The organism is Parapedobacter lycopersici (assembly GCF_024643285.1).
GTDB classification, from domain to species: Bacteria; Bacteroidota; Bacteroidia; order Sphingobacteriales; family Sphingobacteriaceae; genus Parapedobacter; species Parapedobacter lycopersici.
This window is the reverse complement of sequence record NZ_JAMSLW010000001.1, coordinates 411,337-428,977: the sequence shown is the minus strand read 5'-3', so window position 1 is coordinate 428,977 and position 17,641 is coordinate 411,337. Positions and strand designations below refer to the sequence as shown.

Below are 17,641 nucleotides of genomic sequence, written 5' to 3'. Positions count from 1 at the left end.
GGATGAACGTACCCCTATTTAGTCGGAAAGCTAACATGTTCATGTTACCTGTATATTAACCCCTGGTCATGAATGGATGAAAACTTAGCTTTTCGGAAAACCCGGATCGGCCTTCACTTCCTCAATCTGGAGTGTATGCCGGGCGCAGTGTGCTGCAATAAACAGCAGGTTCTGATAACCATCTGAAGTGCCTGCCGGCGATTCAGTAACGTGATTCCGGAGGTTTTCAACATCGGCCTGCTGGATAAAGCTCAATACGGCGGCACGTGCGGTTTCCAGATCGTTCAGTGCGGCCTCGGCATTGGTGTACGCGCCTGTTGGCTCCTGGTCTGTCTTGAATTTTTGGCTGCGGTCCGTCATTCCGGCTATAAGCTGGGCATCCGTACTGGTTACCGCAGGTTTGCCTTCGGACTGTGCCGGTTTTTCAAGCGCAGCTTTGGCCATTTCGAACAACAGCTTCTCGGAGGTTGCGATATGCTCCAGGCATTGGCTGATCGACCAACGATCTTCCGACGGTTTGAATTGAAGTTGGGCCGTACTTAAGCCCGCTACGCTGTTTTTAAGTTTTTCCGTAGTCTGGTTAAAATAGTCAATAAGATAGGCCTTGCTTCCGGCTTCGGGACGGGATTCCAGGATCACTTTCAAATTCTGAAGCCCGGCTTCGAAATCCTTATCCATATCCATAAACCAATTCATGATGTTGAATGGGTAGGGAGTTTTGCCGACAATGCTCCAGTCCACTTCAGTGGCGCCGGGGCCATCTTCTTCAACGGTTAACAGTGCTTTAGCAGGATCGTCAGACCCCATAAAAAACAAATCCGATTCAATCCGTTGCCCGTTCACGATATTGGTGATTACCTGTCGGCCCTGGCCGGTTTTCTCGCCGTCCCATTCCACAGTAGCGCCCACCGAACCGTCCGTACCCGAATAAGTTCTTGTCGACCCGGGGTCCATCTTATACCAAACTGCATAATTTTCCTGGTTTTTTAAGTATTTGATGTAATCAAACACTTCTTGTGCAGGTCTATTGATGACGGTGTCGCCTTCGGCATCAAATTGTTTGGGTGCAAATAGGGCAAGCACCAGTACAAGGACAACCAAACCCAGGATGCCCAATAGAATTCCTTTAATGATTTTCATAATTATAGGTGTTGATTCCAATAATAAAAGTATAAAATATTCCTGATACCGGTCAAAAATAATTCACCTGATACAACACAAACTTACTGACTCACAGTTAATAAATCACGGTGCAAATAGGTCAAATTAAGGGGGGAACCGTGCCATGGCAAACAATTATCCGTTACGGCTTCTGTCATCCGGATAAGTTTGCCGATGGCCTGACACTACAATAAAAATAAAAGGAAGGCCATTAATGTACCGAAAACAGAATATTCAGGAACTGTCAATTCCATATTATCCTGTTAAATGTCATTTTCAAGGAGATATTGATCAATCAATTCGCCTATATGAGCGGCACCCTCAATCATTTTAAGTGTTGAAATACCTTGACCGTTTGCGATAATCCACACGCCGGCCCTATCTTTAGTTGCGATTGAGGATAGTCCGTCAATCATACAGGTCAGGTGGAAAACATTTCTTTCCGATGTCGGATATACACCAATATCGCCGTACATAGAATGCAATATAAACGGTTCCATACACAAATATAAAAAACAATCTTATACGGGCGGACGGGGTTAAGGTAAGTTTTGTTGAGTTTTGGTTTATACGGCATACCGAAAAACACCAATAAAAAAGCCCCACATTACTGTGAGGCTCTCTGTGGTACCAGCTGGAATCGAACCAGCGACACAAGGATTTTCAGTCCTTTGCTCTACCAACTGAGCTATGGTACCCCTAAGCGGTAAACGGTGTTACCGTTGTTTTGGGACTGCAAATGTAGCTTCTTTTTTCATTTAAGAAAACTTTTTTTGAAAATTGTTCAGGGTTGCCAGCCAATAGGCTGAATGCGTTGGGGATAAAATGACCCGGCAAAAACATACCGTAAAAAAAATACCTGTATCTTTGTTTCCAAATTTCCAAAATGAGTAAACGAGGAAGAGTATTGGTGGCCATGAGCGGCGGTGTGGACAGTTCCGTGGCGGCGGTAATGCTGCACGAACAAGGGTATGAAGTGATTGGTTTAACAATGAAGACCTGGGATTATGCGTCCTCGGGCGGCTCATCCAAAGAAACCGGTTGCTGCAGCCTCGACAGCATTAACGATGCGCGGGCGTTAGCCGTATCTTATGGGTTTCCACATTACATCCTGGATATCCGCAGTGAGTTTGGCGATTTCGTTATCGATAACTTTGTGGAAGAATACCTGGCTGGCCGCACACCCAATCCCTGTGTGTTGTGCAATACCCATATCAAATGGGAAGCGCTGTTGAAGCGTGCCGACAAACTCGATTGCGAGTTCATCGCGACGGGCCATTATGCCAATATCCGCCAGCTGACGGAAACCGGCCGCCACGTAATTTCCAAGGGAAAGGATGTCCACAAAGACCAATCTTATGTGCTTTGGGGAGTGTCACAGGAAAACCTGGCGCGCACCCAATTTCCCCTGGGCAGCTTCACCAAAGCCGAAATAAGGCAAATGGCTGCTGAAATGGGTCAATTGGAGCTAGCCAATAAATCAGAAAGTTATGAGATCTGTTTTGTGCCGGATAATGATTACCGATCATTCCTGCGCCACCGGGTGGAAGATATTGACGAAAGGATAGGGGCGGGGAACTTTGTGTTGATTGATGGCACGGTAGTAGGCAAACATCAAGGGTATCCATATTATACCGTAGGTCAGCGTAAAGGATTGGGCATTGCCTTGGGCCGGCCTGTCTTCGTGATCCGGATTCTACCTGAAAGCAATACCGTTGTTTTGGGAGAGGAGCACGACCTGCAACGGCAGGAAGCGTATGTGAAGCATGTAAATCTGGTGAAATATGCAGCAATTGAACAGCCGCTTGAGGCGGTCACTAAAATCCGCTACAAAGATGCGGGCATGAACAGCACCATTGTACAGGAAGACGGAAAAATGCGGGTGGATTTCCACCATGCGGTCAAGGGCATTGCTCCAGGCCAATCTGCCGTGTTTTACGAGGGAGACGACCTGCTTGGCGGCGGCTTTTTGATGTAATCCGCCGTACCACCGAACCGACTATAACATCATATGATAATAAAATGAGTTGTAATAAAACGGGCGCCGGCTATTAACCGGCGCCCGTTTCGTTAGTTAAACAGTGGTTAGCTATTTAAGCTTACCCGCCAGTTCAACAAGGTCAACCAGTTTGTTGGAATAACCCCATTCGTTGTCGTACCATGACACCACTTTAACAAATTGGTCGCTCAGCGCAATACCTGCTTTCGCGTCAAAGATAGAAGTACGCGGATCGCCTTTGAAATCCTCCGAAACCACATCGTCTTCAGTATAACCCAAAATGCCTTTTAATTCACCTTCAGATGCCTCCTTGAATACTTTTTTGATTTCTTCGTAAGTTGTGGGTTTGGCCAGTCGGACCGTAAGATCGACCACCGATACGTCGGGAACCGGTACACGGAAGGACATACCGGTCAGCTTACCCTTCAATTCCGGCAGTACAAGGCCCACTGCCTTGGCAGCACCTGTTGAAGACGGAATGATATTCTGGTATGCACCACGGCCACCACGCCAGTCCTTCACCGATGGGCCGTCTACCGTCTTTTGCGTAGCCGTAACCGCATGGATAGTACTCATCAAACCTTCAAGAATGCCAAAATTATCATGCAGCACCTTGGCTAGCGGGGCAAGACAGTTGGTGGTGCAGGATGCATTGGATACGATGGTCTGGTCAGCCCGGAGCGCTTTGTGATTCACGCCCATAACGAATGTCGGTGTATCGTCTTTTGCAGGAGCCGACATAACTACCTTTTTGGCACCGGCATCAATGTGTTTTTGTGCCGTTTCTTTCGTCAGGAATAATCCGGTTGACTCGATGATCACCTCTGCACCCACTTCGTTCCATTTTAGGTTTGCCGGATCTTTTTCGGCAGTTACACGAATGGTTTTTCCATTAACAATCAGGTTGCCGTCTTTTGCCTCCACTGTCCCGTCAAACCGTCCATGGGTAGAGTCATACGCTAACATGTATGCCATATAATCCGGTTCCACCAGATCGTTGATGCCAACAATTTCGACATCAGGGCGGTTAACTGCGGCTCTGAATGCTAAACGGCCTATCCGGCCGAATCCGTTGATTCCAATTTTCATTTTATCTCAGTTTTTATTTAAATAGTATTTCAATAAATTGTGTATGGGTTCTTTAATGACCGTTCCGATCTGAATATCGTATCGGTCAGCCACTTCGCGCAGCCATTCTTCATAACCCGCGGCGACACTTCCGGTAAAATTAACCGTCGCGCTGGGGTATTGTTTTTTCAGCGGCACCAGGTATGTTTCAAAATACAGCTTAAACCCGCGATATATGGTCTTCTTGATAAACCGGTGCCGGCGGTTTTCAAGTACAAAATCAGCAAATGACGTAAGAAACAACGCGGGGTTCGCTTGATGGTAAACCTTGTCGAGAATTATTTTCCGGTCAAGCGGATAACGGGCCACAAATTTTTCGCGCAGGTCGGCAGGAATCGTTTCATTCAGGAAGCTTTTGAGCAGGATGCGCCCGATCCAATTGGCCGATCCTTCATCGGCCAGGATATACCCCAGTCCGTACGCATTATCCAACGTCCTTCTCCCGGTAAAGTAGGCCGCATTCGCCCCGCTACCCAGTATGCCAATCAGGCCTTTTCCATCACCGAACGTAGAAATCGCCGAGGCTTTGGCGTCCGAGTCCACCTGTACTTTAGCGTTCCTGAAAAACCGGCCTAACACCACAGCAATCTTTTCTTTCCTGTCGCGTGATGACGAGCCTGCACCGAAAAAATAAATCCGGCGGATCCGTTCGGCATAGTTTATTAAGCTGTTGTTCTTGTTTAGCAGCTGCAGGATAAACCGTTCATCGTGCAGGTATGGGTTAATGCCCATGGTCCGGAACCCGGTTATAATTTTCCCTTTCTCGGCTAATCGCCAGTCTGCAAATCTTGAACCGCTGAATACAACTGCTATCATACTTTATCTAAATCGCCAACACTTTTACCATTTCGAGCATATCTTTCTCCAGTTTTACTGTCTTATTACTTAACGCTTCCGTAAGCGGTGTCGACGTAATTTTGTTTCCCTGGATACCAACCATGATCCGTGTTTCCCCTGCCTGCAGCTGCCGTACTGCAGCGAAACCGAGCCGGCTGGCCAGCACGCGGTCAAAACTGCTCGGTGAGCCGCCCCGCTGGAGGTGCCCGAGGATCGTGACTTTGGTATCGTAAAAATCAAATCGGGCCTTCACTTCCCGGGCGACATGGTACGCACCACCATTCTTTTCACCTTCCGCCACAATGACAATTGTCGATGATTTATTACTGTTTGCAGCAAGTGAAAGCTGGTCGCAAAGTGCTTCAATAGCCGTTTCCTTTTCAGGCAGCAAAATGGCTTCCGCTCCGCCGGCAATACCTGCATTCAATGCAATGCAGCCGGAATCACGTCCCATCACCTCGACGAAAAACAGCCGGTCATGCGAAGCAGCTGTGTCCCGTATTTTGTCAATGGCTTCAATCACCGTGTTCGTTGCCGTATCATAGCCAAGGGTAAAATCGGTACCATATAAATCATTATCGATGGTGCCCGGTACGCATACCACCGGGATACCGTGCTCCCGTGAGAAAACTTCCGCACCGGTAAATGTGCCATCCCCGCCGATTGCAATCAACGCATCGATACCGGCTGCCCGGATATTTTCATAGGCCTGTTTCCGGCCTTCGGGCGACTGGAAATCCTGACATCTCGCAGTTTTCAGGATGGTACCGCCCAACTGGATGATGTTGCTGACCGACCGGCTGTTCATTTCCACGAAATTACGATCGATCATACCCTGGTAACCATGGTAAATGCCCATGACCGATAAACCATCGTGCAATGCAGTACGGACGGCCGAACGGATGCAGGCATTCATGCCTGGTGCATCGCCCCCTGAAGTAAATATGCCTACTTTGTTAATGCCTTGCACTTTTCTGATTTATCTTATGTAATTTAGCAGTACGAATATAGTGTGTATTTATTACACTATGGTCATCTTTGCGAAATTATTTTTCGCGTTTTGTGTGGTTTGGCAAGCAAATTTAACGAATTTTGGCCAATTAATAAACAAATAGTCAAAGCTTTGCAATCAAATTTACCCCATTTACAATCGACGTTTACCACAGACTGTGTGATCTTTGGGTTTCACGAAGGTGAATTAAAGGTATTACTCATTGAGCGGAATGAATACCCCTTTAAGGGATGGTGGGCGCTTCCCGGCTTTTTCGTGGATCATAATGAAACAATAGACGACGCCGTAAAGCGGATCCTCTATGAACATACCGGCCTGACCGGAATATACATGGAACAGCTCTATACTTTTGGCGGCTTGAAACGCCATCCGCAGGGGAGGATCATAACCGTTGCGTATTATGCGCTGCTCCGCCTCGACGATTTAAAAAGCCGGCCGGTACCCATTACCGATTTTGCCCGGCAGGCGGTCTGGCACCCGCTTAACGATTTACCCGAACTTGCCTTTGACCACCGGCATATCATTGACAAAAGCATGGCGAAGGTGCGCCGGAAAATCAGTTATAGTCCGATCGCGTTTGAACTCCTGCCGGAGAAGTTTACGCTGACCCAATTGCAGCAGCTGTATGAAGCGATCTGGGGGAGAAAGCTGGATAAACGGAATTTCCGCAAAAAGATGCTTAATTATAACATCCTGAAAGAGCTTCCTGAATTCCAGCGCGGGGTTTCTTACCGAGCCGCTCGCCTGTATCGACTCGATAAGCGGAAATATGCCCGGGTTTTCCAGAATGAAATGACCTTTTCACGGGAAACGAACGGGTGATCCAAATCCGTTTCTGTAACTATTTTTCCTTTCTTTTTATAAGGCTGCCATAGGGTTGACAGTACATATTATTATTTTGTAATGGAATTGTCATAAGACCATAGTGATTCGGCCATGTCTGCTATTTGCTTGGTTTGTTGGATTTTTAATTTTACTTTTGACCCGTTTTAAAAAATAGTCAAATGGTAAAATGGTAAGAATATAATCGTGGACGACAAGAAGAAGCAGATAATTGGTGCAGCGCTGAAACGCTTTTCGCACTTCGGCATCACCAAAACCTCAATGAGTGAGATCGCAGAAGATTTAAAGCTGTCAAAGGCGAATTTATATTATTATTTCCCCGATAAATTTTCATTGATCGAGGCAATTGGTGATATGATTATGGATGAGAGCCAGCAGGCGGTGGATGAGGCACTTCATGATATCGAAGGCACATTAAATCTATTGTACCACATGCTGGATATCAAGAAGGCGTACCTGCTAAAATATCATATGCTTATTCTGGATCTGCACGAGGTTAACATCAACGATGAACGGATGGCCTCACTGGCAAAGCGGATGTTTAACCGCGAAGTGGGGACGATTTCAAAAATCCTGAAAAAAGGCATGGAAAACGGCGAACTTGTAACATTGGACGCTCAGGTTACGTCTGAACTGTATGTTTCGATGAACCGTGGACTGGCGATGTTCTGTAGCAACATGCTGCCCAATCCGGTGATGGAAAAGGAGGAGATCGTGTCCGTCATCAACCGGCAAAGACAGGTTGCCGAAATCATGATCAATGGCATTAAACGTAAATCAGCATAAGTAAGTATATATGAAAATAAGAATAGGTTTAATTCTATGGCTGGCGGGTTTTTTATTTGCCACCCCGTTATTGGCCCAGCAACCGATTACCCTGAAAGAGGCGTTAAATTATGCATTGACGCATAGCGAGTCGATCAAAAAAGCACAGCTGGATGTAGAGGGCGGCCGTCATCAGGTAGCGGAGGTCCGTGCATCGGCACTTCCCCAGATCGAAGGTACTGCGGCATTAAATTACAACCCGGTAATCGGCAAGCTGGTCTTCGCCGGACAATCGGTGACCATCGGCCAACCCTGGGATTCGCGTGTCGGCGCCCAGTTAAGCCAGCAGGTATTCAACCAGCAGGTATTTACCGGGCTGAGGGCCGCAAAAACCACCGCCGACTTTTATGCGTTGAGCGCTGCCCTTACGGAAGAACAGGTAATTGAACTCGTTGCCACCAATTATTACCAGGTACTGGTTACTCGCGAGCAACTGAGCGTCATTGACACCAACCTGAAAAATATCCGGGTGATTAACGAAATTGTATCTACCCAGTATGCCAATGGCCTCGCCAAGAAAATAGATGTGGACCGCATCAAGGTAAACATCACGAATCTTGAAAACCAGCGGCAGGAATTGGTCAATGCTATTGTTATGCTGGAGAATCAGCTAAAATATTCCATGGGAATGCCCATTGAGACGGCCATTACCCTGCCCGAAACGGAATTGAAGGAAATACCGAATGCATTGGATTTTCCGGATAACCCCGGCCGCGTAAACAGCCTGTTGGAAATGCAGGTGATGAATAAACAGCTGGAACTGCTGGACTTGCAGCACAAGGCCTACAAAGCGGAGTACTTTCCCACACTGGCCCTGGTGAGTAATTACAGTTATACGGCCATGTCTGATCGGTTCAATTACCTATACAAAAGTTCAGAAGATCCCATGGCCGCCCGGTTCGGTTCTATGTTAATCGGACTTAACCTGCGGGTTCCAATTTTTAACGGATTCGCTACCCGGGCTCGGATGGGTAAGGCCAAGGTCGATTACCTGAAGGCCGAGCAGGACCTGCGCAATACCCGGCAATCGCTTAACCTTGCGCATGAAAATGCCAAAATCCAGCTGAAAAATGCGTTGAATACGATCCAGTCGCAGCGTGAAAACGTACAACTGGCCCAGGAAGTCTACGTGAGCACACAGAACAATTACAACAATGGGCTAGCCCCCTTAACCGACCTGCTGGATACCGAAAATGCATTGACAGAGGCCCAAAACAGCTATACGCAGGCGCTGTTAAATTACCGGATAGCTGAAATTCAGCTCAAAAAGGCGAACGGAAATATTAAATCATTAATAAACGAATAAATCATCATCACCTATAAATTATATGAAACGGATAATTAGTACCATCATCGTAGTCATTGGGCTACTGGCCCTCATCGGATGGGTGTTAAGTAAAAATAAGGCCGAGAATGATGCAAAAACCGCTGTGGTGGCCGAGTCTGGCGGTGCAATCGTGGTTAAGGCAGCCAAGGTAAGCCGGCAACCCCTCGTGCTTGATTTTTCAGCCAATGGCAATTTCGCAGCCAATCAGGATCTGCTTCTCAAATCGGAGATCAGTGGACGGGTTACCCGCATTTTGGTAAAAGAAGGATCACGGGTAAGCAGGGGCCAGGTATTGGCGTTGATTGACCCTGAAATCATCAGCCTCGACAAGCAAGCTGCGGAAGAAGCACTCCAAAAGCTGAAAACAGATCATGCGCGGTATAAAAGTTCCTTTGAAACCGGTGGCGTAACCCGTGCACAGCTTGACGACATCGAGCTGCAACTGCGCAATGCCGAGATCCGGCTGCAACAGGCCAACCGCCGCGTGCAGGATGCCAGCATCAAGTCACCCATTAACGGTGTCATCAATCGCCGGGATATTGAAGTGGGTGCATACCTGTCGGCCGGAACCGAACTTTTCGAAATTGTGGATCTTTCGCAATTGAAGCTGGAAGTAACGGCTAACGAAACCCAGGTAGTCAACCTGAAGGTAGGCGACAAAGTAGCCATCGTCAGTTCGGTGTTTCCGGACAGGGAATTCTCCGGCACAATCAGTTTTATTGCGGCCAAGGCAGACAATACACTGAACTACCCGGTCGAGATTACCGTGGACAACAGCGCGGCCGCTGAGTTAAAAGCAGGCATGTACGCTACAGCGCACTTTAAATTCCCGCAACAGGATCCAGCAATCCTGATTCCCCGCGGCGCATTTGTGGGCGGTGTAAACAGCAACCAAGTATATATGCTGAGTGCCGATACCACAGCAAGTGTGCGCCAGGTTGTGGCCGGCCGGATTTTCGGTGAAGAGGTGGAAATACTGCGGGGTCTGGAAGAAGGAGAAACGGTCATCACCAGCGGACAGATCAACCTGGTAGATGGTGCGAAAGTACAGGCTCAGTTAGATTCAACAGCCACTGGCCAATAATGAATAACGAGATCAGGTTTCTAATCTCCTTATATCTTAAATCATGAAGATAGCAGAAATATCGATAAAACGTCCATCCATTGTCATCGTGGTATTTACCGTGCTGACGTTGCTTGGAATCATGAGCTATTTCTCGTTGAACTACGAGTTGCTCCCTAAATTCTCACCCAGCGTGGTGTCCATCACGACGGTTTATCCGGGGGCTTCGCCCAGTGAGGTGGAAAACACCGTAACCAAGAAAATCGAAGATGCGGTAGCTTCGCTGGAAAACATCAAAAAACTGGACGCGACTTCGTTTGAAAGTCTCTCGCTGGTGATTATTGAGCTGAATAGCGGTACGGATGTTGACTACTCGCTCAATGATGCACAGCGCAAGGTAAATGCAATTTTATCCGAGCTGCCGGACGATGCCGAAGCACCTTCTTTGGCCAAGTTTTCGATGGACGACCTGCCCATCGTGTCGCTGGCGGCCACGGGAAACCTCGATGGTGCCGCATTTTACGATTTGGTTGACAAGCGCATCCAACCTGTATTGTCACGGGTGCCGGGCGTTGCCCAGGTAAATCTCATCGGCGGCCAGGAACGCGAAATCCAGGTTAGTATTGATGCGTCCAAGCTGGAAGGATACGGGCTGTCTATTATGCAGGTACAGCAGGCGGTTCTGACATCCAACCTGGACTTCCCTACGGGTAGCGTAAAAACCCAGAACCAGGATATCCTGGTCCGTCTTGCGGGCAAATACAAGTCCGTTGAGGAGTTGCGCAACCTGGTGATTGCCACAACGCCGACGGGTGCACAGGTACGTATCCGCGATGTCGCCGACGTACAGGATACCCAGAAGGATGTTGAAAAAATTGCGCGCGTGGATCAACGAAGTGCGTTGCTTATTCAGATACTGAAGCAATCCGATGCCAATGCAGTGGAAGTAAGCCGCGGTACACAGGAAACCATCGCACAACTGATGACAACCTACGAAAAAGAAGGGTTGAACATCGAAATCGCCAATGACAGTTCGACATATACCCTGGAATCGGCCAATGCGGTTATATTTGACCTGTTCCTGGCTGTCCTGTTGGTGGCTGTCGTTATGCTTTTTTTCCTGCACAGTCTTCGGAATGCGGTAATTGTTATGGTGGCCATTCCGGCATCGTTGATTGCTACATTTATAGGCATTAACCTATTCGGGTATACACTGAACCTGATGTCGCTCCTCGGCCTGTCACTGGTTGTGGGGATCCTGGTCGACGACGCGATTGTGGTGATTGAAAATATTTACCGCCACATGGAGATGGGCAAAAACAAGGTCAGGGCTTCCTTTGACGCAGCCAAGGAAATTGGTTTTACCGTTATCTCCATTACAATGGTTATCGTGGTGGTTTTCCTTCCAATCGCGATCAGTACCGGTATGGTATCCGATATCCTCCGGGAATTCTGCGTAGTGGTCGTGATTGCCACATTGCTCAGCTTGGTGGCTTCGTTTACCATCGTGCCGTTGTTAACCTCCCGTTATGGCAAACTGGAGCGCGTTTCCGACAAAAATATTTTCGGGCGTTTCATTCTCTGGTTTGAAAACCAGCTGCACCGGTTTACCCACTGGGTTACCGGCGTATTGAAATGGGCGCTTAATCATAAATTCATTACGCTGTCGTTGGTATCGGTTCTGCTGTTTGCGTCGTTTGGACTGGTAGCTGGTGGCTTTATCGGCGGTGAGTTCTTTGCACAGGGCGACCGGGGTGAATTCCTGGTTCAGATTGAGATGCCCAAAGATGCATCCATTGAACAGACCAACCAGATGACGCGCAGGGCCGAGAAGTTTATCGGTTCCAAACCGGAGGTTCTTTCGCTGATCACCACCGTAGGTCAATCCAACGACGGTTTTGTAGGCACTCAGGCAACGGCCTATAAATCGGAAATTACCGTTAAATTGGTGGGGCGGGAAGACCGGGAAGATCCCAGTAATATCTACGCTGCAAAATTGAAGCGCGAACTGGAAAAGGTATTGGTAGGGGCCAAGATTAAAACCGTTCCCATCAGTATCGTCGGTTTCGCTGAACAGGCACCATTGGAAATGGTGGTCATCGGTTCTGACCTGGATAGCGTATTGACCTACGCAGAAGCCGTACTGGACCGGGTAAGGAAAATCCCGGGCACTTCCGAAGCCAAACTTTCAGTTGAAGGTGGTACCCCGGAAATCACGGTGGAAGTAGACCGCGACAAAATGGCTGCGCTCGGATTGAACCTGCAAACTGTCGGTGGTACCATGCAAACGGCATTTAACGGAAATACAGATGGTAAATTCCGGTCGGGTGAATATGAATACGACATCAATATCCGTTTTGACGACTACGATCGTAAGAACGTGGAGGACGTGAGAAACCTTCCGTTTACCAACACCGCAGGGCAGCTGATCCGATTGTCACAATTTGCTTCCATACGCGAGGGATCAGGTCCCAGTCAATTGGAACGCCGCGATAAAAGCACGTCTGTAAAAGTACAGTCCCAGGTGGTGGGCCGTCCGGTGAGTGCGATAGCAGCCGACCTGGAAAGCCAGCTTTCTGATATCCCGACACCGGGTGGGGTCAGCTATGTATGGAGCGGTGACATGGAACAGCAGTCCGAAGGGTTTGGTACGCTGGGAATCGCGCTGCTGGCTTCGATATTACTGGTATACTTCATCATGGTAGCACTCTACGACAGCTTTGTTTATCCGTTTGTTGTGATGTTCTCCATTCCGTTATCCATTATCGGTGCATTATTAGCACTGGCGCTGACCAATAATACCCTGAATATATTTACCATACTCGGTTTGATCATGCTAATCGGTCTGGTTGCGAAAAACGCGATTATCCTGGTGGATTTTACCAACCACCTGAAGGCGGAAGGCAAAACTACCCGGGAAGCACTGATCCTGGCCAACCAGGCCCGGCTACGGCCCATCCTGATGACCACCATCGCCATGGTGTTCGGGATGTTCCCCATTGCCATCGCTACCGGTCCGAGTGCCGAGTGGAAGAACGGCCTGGCCTGGGTCATCATCGGTGGCCTGCTGAGCTCACTCTTCCTAACGCTGATTGTAGTGCCCGTAATCTATCAGATTACAGATAATATCCTGCATCGTTTGGGACTTGACAAAAAAGGCCGTCCCATCGAAGAATTGATGGTGGAAGAATATGTACATAAAGAGGTGAAAGAATACGATGAGGAACCCGTTTAGGATTTTGGTGATTTGATTTAATATGTTAGCGAGCCTGCCGGGAATCCGGCAGGCTCGTTTTTTTTGCTTTGTCGTATTTACCCCTCAAAAATGTCTTATTCACCCATTCAGCACCAGCGGATTGTGCCTTATGTTTGTATGACTGATAAAACGACTCAATAACCGGATGATGGAGCTGTTATTCACATTAGGTAAAAAAAACGCGAGATCCGGGGGTAGCCCGGATCCATACGGTGGCATCGACCGGTTTGCGGACCTCTATGAGACGCATACGCTTTCGGACCATCGGTTAATCCTGAAGGTGCTGACGCAGGGTGATGCAGGACAGTTCTACGCGCTTTACCGATATGCCCGGCAAGATGCTGTCGGGCAGCACGAGGACGCAGGACAATTTGCACAGCGGATTGCAGCCAAATGTGAGATGATCTGGACCATCCGCTTGGCTCAGCAGCCGGAAACCATCATCGGCGACTGTGCGTTGCACGACTGGAACGCATCGGCACGTGAATTTGCTTTTGGGGGTTCGTTGTTACCCGAATACCAGGGCCAGCAGGTGATGGGGGATGCCTTTTCATTAGTGGCTGCTTTTGCCTGTGCCGGATACGGGGCAAGATCCATGATCTGTTATACATCGCCGGTAAACCTGCGGGCAATCCGTTTTGCCGAGAAACAGGGATTTATACGTTGTCATTCGACAGTTGATTCCGTTGTATTAAGGATGGCATTGGCATGATCGGTCAGTTCCAATAAAAAACGCCGGTGGGTTATCACCGGCGTTCCATATCGTTGCTGTTGTTTGCCTGCCTGGCGCTGGTTATCCCAGGTAAGATTTCAGGATGCGGCTGCGCGAAGTATGGCGTAACCGCTGCAGTGCTTTGTCCTTGATCTGACGTACACGCTCACGTGTGAGATTGAATTTTTCCCCGATCTCCTCGAGTGATAGCTGGTGATTGGATCCCAGACCGAAAAACAGGACAATAATTTCCCGCTCTCTTTCGGTCAATGTGGCCAGCGAACGCTTGATCTCCTCAGAGAGCGACTCATCAATTAAGGTACTGTCGGTGTCTGGATCGGTGTTTTCCAGTACATCCAGCAGCGTATTTTCCTCACCCTGAACAAAAGGAGCATCCATGGATACATGACGCCCCGAATTGCTTAACGTATCTGACACTTTGTCAACCGTGGTTTCCAGGATATCTGCCAGTTCCTCCGGAGAGGGTTCACGCTCGTATTCCTGTTCCAGCTTGGAAAACGCCTTACTGATCTTGCTGAGTGATCCAACCTGATTCAGCGGCAGCCGGACAATACGGGATTGCTCAGCTATAGCCTGCAGGATCGACTGGCGGATCCACCAGACTGCATAGGAAATGAATTTAAACCCCTTCGTTTCATCAAAGCGCTTAGCAGCTTTAATAAGACCCAGGTTTCCCTCATTAATCAGGTCGCCAAGCGTAAGTCCCTGATTTTGATATTGCTTGGCTACGGATACCACAAAGCGTAAATTGGTCTTTGTCAATCGTTCCAGTGCTGCCTGATCGCCCTCCCTGATTTTTTGGGCCAGGATCACCTCTTCTTCGGCCGTGATTAAATCTACTTTACCAATCTCGTGCAGGTACTTGTCCAACGACTGCGACTCCCTGTTGGTAATGGATTGTGTAATTTTGAGCTGTCTCATCTAAACTATTAAATACCTTTCTCTATAAAAAGTTTGCAAAACTACGACTTTTATACCATATATAACTGTTTTTTTAGGAAAAAGTTGCCTGATTTAGAGGAAATTATCGTGTGCGTTTGCTATTTTTAACTCCTCAAAAAACGTTCCAAAATCAATAAATAAAATAGGATTGACAGTTAACTGACATATGGTTGGTTTCCGGTGATGATTCCTTGCTTAATCAATACGGAATCCACGTAAAAATTCGACAACAGACATGCGTTTTTTCCCTTCGATCTGCAGTTCAAGCACATCAATGTATCCATCTGTACACGCAAACTTAAGAAATGACTTCCCATCGGTTTCGAATAGGCCCGGCGCACATGAGGGTGTTGTTTCCATTTTACGGGTTTTAAAAAGTTTCAATGTTTTTCCGGTGAGGGTGGTGAATGCCGCAGGGTAGGGGCTGAGGCCCCTGATCAGGTTATACACCTCGGCTACCGGTCTCTGCCAGTTGATGCGGCAGTCATCCTTGAATATTTTCGGCGCATGTTTCAGCGGCTGATCACGCAGACTTTCCTGGGGGATCGGTTTTGCCCTGCCGGAGGCAATGGCATTGACGGTGTCAACCAATAGCCTCGCACCGACCGCCATCAGCTTATCATGTAATATGCCTGCCGTGTCATCCGCTCCGATCGATACTTTTTCCGCAAACAGGATGTTTCCGGTATCAATTTCATGCTGCAGCAGAAATGTGGTTACGCCGCTCTCCGTTTCCCCCTGGATGACGGCATGGTTGATTGGTGCTGCCCCTCGATACTGGGGCAGGAGCGAGGCGTGGAGGTTGACCGTACCTTCTGGCGGCATATTCCATACGGCCTCGGGTAACATGCGGAAAGCAACAACAACCTGCAGGTCGGCCCCAAAAGATTTCAGCGTATTAAGGAAATCCGGATCACGTAATTTTTCAGGCTGCAATACCGGAAGCTGCCTTTCCAATGCATATTTTTTGACCGCCGACTGCTGCAGCAGCTGCCCGCGTCCGGCCGGTTTGTCCGGGGCGGTAACAACCGCCACCACCTGATGGGTGGTATCCAGCAACGCAGCGAGCGATGCTACGGCAAAATCCGGGGTACCCATAAATACAATCCGCAGGGGAGGGATTACTTCGCTTGTTTGCATACTCAACTTATTCCTTACCTTTGCGAAGGTACAAATTATATTGATTAGGCTTGAATTTCCCCTATTTTGTAGCGAAAAGAATTACAGTTACCGGTAAGCGGACATTTTCCAAACTTATCGTACAGGTAGCTATCGGTGCGATTGCGCTCGGTGTGGCAGCCATGCTGCTGTCAATTGCCGTACTTAAGGGCTTCAAAGGGGAGGTTACAGCTAAGCAGCGCGGTTTTTTTGGAGACATTACGCTCAGTAAATACGACCTGAATGCATCCTACGAATCTTCTCCCTTTCACCTGCGCGCAGATCTGGCAACGGAATTAACGGATATTTCAGGCATATCTTCCATTCATTATTATGCGACTAAAGCTGGCATCATCAACGTCAACGAAGAAGTAGAGGGCGTATTGCTCAAAGGAATTGACACAACATATGACCAGCGGTATATCGCCCGGATGCTTGTATCCGGCAAGCCGATTGACTTTTCGGACAGCACCCGCGCCGCCAACCAGGTCTTGATTTCAAAATTCATCGCGGACCGTCTGCAGCTGCAGGTGGGCGACGACTTTATTATGTATTTTGTACAGGAACCGATCCGGCGGCGCAAATTTGTGATTGCCGGAATATACAATACCGGGGTGGAGGAACTTGACCAGGTATACATTATCGGTTCGCTGCCGTTAATTCGTCGGCTGAACAACTGGAATGCGGATGACGTGGGCGGGTATGAATTATCCATCGCCAACTTTGACAGGCTTCAGCAGCTTACGGCCGTAGTACAGGACCGCCTGCCCATTGACGTCCAGGCCGTCAGTGTGCGGGAACAGCTCCCACAGATTTTCCAATGGCTGGATTTGCTTGATGTAAATACAGTCGTTATTCTGATCTTAATGATGGTCGTCGCCGTGGTCAATATGATATCTGCGCTGCTGATTATTATTTTGGAACGCACTGCGATGATCGGCATATTCAAAGCGCTGGGTTATACCAACGGTGGAATCCGACGGATATTTCTGTATAATGCCGCCTATCTCATAGGTATTGGCCTGTTACTGGGCAACATACTGGGCCTCGGCCTCTATTTTTTCCAGGATTATACACATTATTTTAAATTGGACGAAGCATCGTATTACGTATCCTATGTACCCGTGGATATTGATGCGTTTGAAGTGGTGGCATTGAACCTGGGCATTGCGGCCATCGCATTACTTGTACTCCTGATCCCCTCGTATCTCATTAGCAGAATCAGTCCGATCAAGGCCATCCAATTCCGCTAATACGACCGGAATTTAGCAAAAACAGGCACCGGAAACGGCTTATTTTACTATCTTTGAAACAAGCTTGGCCGCGCGTGCGGTTTTTTTGAATAGAATGCAATAAT

At 48.2% G+C, this 17,641-nt stretch carries 15 protein-coding genes and 1 tRNA gene; 8 read left to right on the top strand and 8 right to left on the bottom strand.

The genetic code is table 11. The features are described from left to right. Nucleotides 1-84 precede the first annotated feature (84 nt). The 3 genes from NEV57_RS01975 to NEV57_RS01965 all read right to left on the bottom strand — a co-directional run bounded on the left by NEV57_RS01975 (nt 85) and on the right by NEV57_RS01965 (nt 1,859). The gene (locus NEV57_RS01975) at nt 85-1,140 is read right to left on the bottom strand and encodes a DinB family protein (RefSeq protein ID WP_257656603.1); all 1,056 of its coding nucleotides are present in this window, start codon (nt 1,138-1,140) and stop codon (nt 85-87) included. A gap of 284 nt (nt 1,141-1,424) precedes the next feature. Beyond that, nucleotides 1,425-1,661 (bottom strand): hypothetical protein, encoded by a 237-nt coding sequence (locus NEV57_RS01970; protein ID WP_257656602.1) that lies wholly within the window; start codon nt 1,659-1,661, stop codon nt 1,425-1,427. A gap of 125 nt (nt 1,662-1,786) precedes the next feature. Then, nucleotides 1,787-1,859, bottom strand: a tRNA-Phe gene (locus tag NEV57_RS01965). A 188-nt stretch (nt 1,860-2,047) separates the two neighbouring features. Between NEV57_RS01965 and mnmA the strand changes: the two genes are divergently transcribed. Next, nucleotides 2,048-3,139 (top strand): tRNA 2-thiouridine(34) synthase MnmA, encoded by a 1,092-nt coding sequence (mnmA, locus tag NEV57_RS01960; RefSeq protein WP_257656601.1) that lies wholly within the window; start codon nt 2,048-2,050, stop codon nt 3,137-3,139. Nucleotides 3,140-3,250: 111 nt separating this feature from the next. Here mnmA and gap read toward each other — a convergent pair whose 3' ends face one another. Genes gap through pfkA form a run of 3 tightly spaced genes read right to left on the bottom strand, consistent with a single transcriptional unit; the run spans nt 3,251 to nt 6,095 of the window. Further along, a complete protein-coding gene (gene gap, locus NEV57_RS01955) occupies nt 3,251-4,249 on the bottom strand; it encodes a type I glyceraldehyde-3-phosphate dehydrogenase (protein ID WP_257656600.1) in 999 nt (332 codons plus the stop codon). Between the two features lie 6 nt (nt 4,250-4,255). Then, complete coding sequence (locus NEV57_RS01950) at nt 4,256-5,104, bottom strand: hypothetical protein (protein ID WP_257656599.1); 849 nt, start codon at nt 5,102-5,104, stop codon at nt 4,256-4,258. A 7-nt stretch (nt 5,105-5,111) separates the two neighbouring features. Further along, entirely contained in the window at nt 5,112-6,095 is a 984-nt protein-coding gene (gene pfkA / locus NEV57_RS01945; protein ID WP_257656598.1) for a 6-phosphofructokinase, read from the bottom strand. A gap of 153 nt (nt 6,096-6,248) precedes the next feature. Between pfkA and NEV57_RS01940 the strand changes: the two genes are divergently transcribed. From NEV57_RS01940 to NEV57_RS01915, 6 genes are all read left to right on the top strand, one after another. Beyond that, nucleotides 6,249-6,959, top strand: a complete 711-nt coding sequence (locus tag NEV57_RS01940) for an NUDIX hydrolase (protein ID WP_307876371.1) — start codon at nt 6,249-6,251, stop codon at nt 6,957-6,959. Nucleotides 6,960-7,166: 207 nt separating this feature from the next. Further along, a complete protein-coding gene (locus NEV57_RS01935) occupies nt 7,167-7,766 on the top strand; it encodes a TetR/AcrR family transcriptional regulator (protein ID WP_257656596.1) in 600 nt (199 codons plus the stop codon). Nucleotides 7,767-7,776: 10 nt separating this feature from the next. Beyond that, nucleotides 7,777-9,111: a TolC family protein gene (locus NEV57_RS01930; protein ID WP_257656595.1), complete on the top strand. Its 1,335-nt coding sequence runs from the start codon at nt 7,777-7,779 to the stop codon at nt 9,109-9,111. A 22-nt stretch (nt 9,112-9,133) separates the two neighbouring features. Next, nucleotides 9,134-10,216: an efflux RND transporter periplasmic adaptor subunit gene (locus tag NEV57_RS01925; RefSeq protein WP_257656594.1), complete on the top strand. Its 1,083-nt coding sequence runs from the start codon at nt 9,134-9,136 to the stop codon at nt 10,214-10,216. A 43-nt stretch (nt 10,217-10,259) separates the two neighbouring features. Continuing rightward, a complete protein-coding gene (locus NEV57_RS01920; protein ID WP_257656593.1) occupies nt 10,260-13,430 on the top strand; it encodes an efflux RND transporter permease subunit in 3,171 nt (1,056 codons plus the stop codon). Nucleotides 13,431-13,596: 166 nt separating this feature from the next. Continuing rightward, nucleotides 13,597-14,163 (top strand): GNAT family N-acetyltransferase, encoded by a 567-nt coding sequence (locus NEV57_RS01915; protein WP_257656592.1) that lies wholly within the window; start codon nt 13,597-13,599, stop codon nt 14,161-14,163. Between the two features lie 81 nt (nt 14,164-14,244). Here the strand turns inward: NEV57_RS01915 and NEV57_RS01910 are convergent, their stop codons facing one another. After that, nucleotides 14,245-15,105, bottom strand: a complete 861-nt coding sequence (locus tag NEV57_RS01910) for a sigma-70 family RNA polymerase sigma factor (RefSeq protein WP_079715896.1) — start codon at nt 15,103-15,105, stop codon at nt 14,245-14,247. Between the two features lie 216 nt (nt 15,106-15,321). Then, nucleotides 15,322-16,266: a methionyl-tRNA formyltransferase gene (gene fmt / locus NEV57_RS01905; RefSeq protein WP_257656591.1), complete on the bottom strand. Its 945-nt coding sequence runs from the start codon at nt 16,264-16,266 to the stop codon at nt 15,322-15,324. Between the two features lie 50 nt (nt 16,267-16,316). Here fmt and NEV57_RS01900 point away from each other — a divergent pair, with 50 nt between their 5' ends. After that, complete coding sequence (locus NEV57_RS01900; protein ID WP_257656590.1) at nt 16,317-17,537, top strand: ABC transporter permease; 1,221 nt, start codon at nt 16,317-16,319, stop codon at nt 17,535-17,537. The last annotated feature ends 104 nt before the right edge of the window (nt 17,538-17,641 follow it).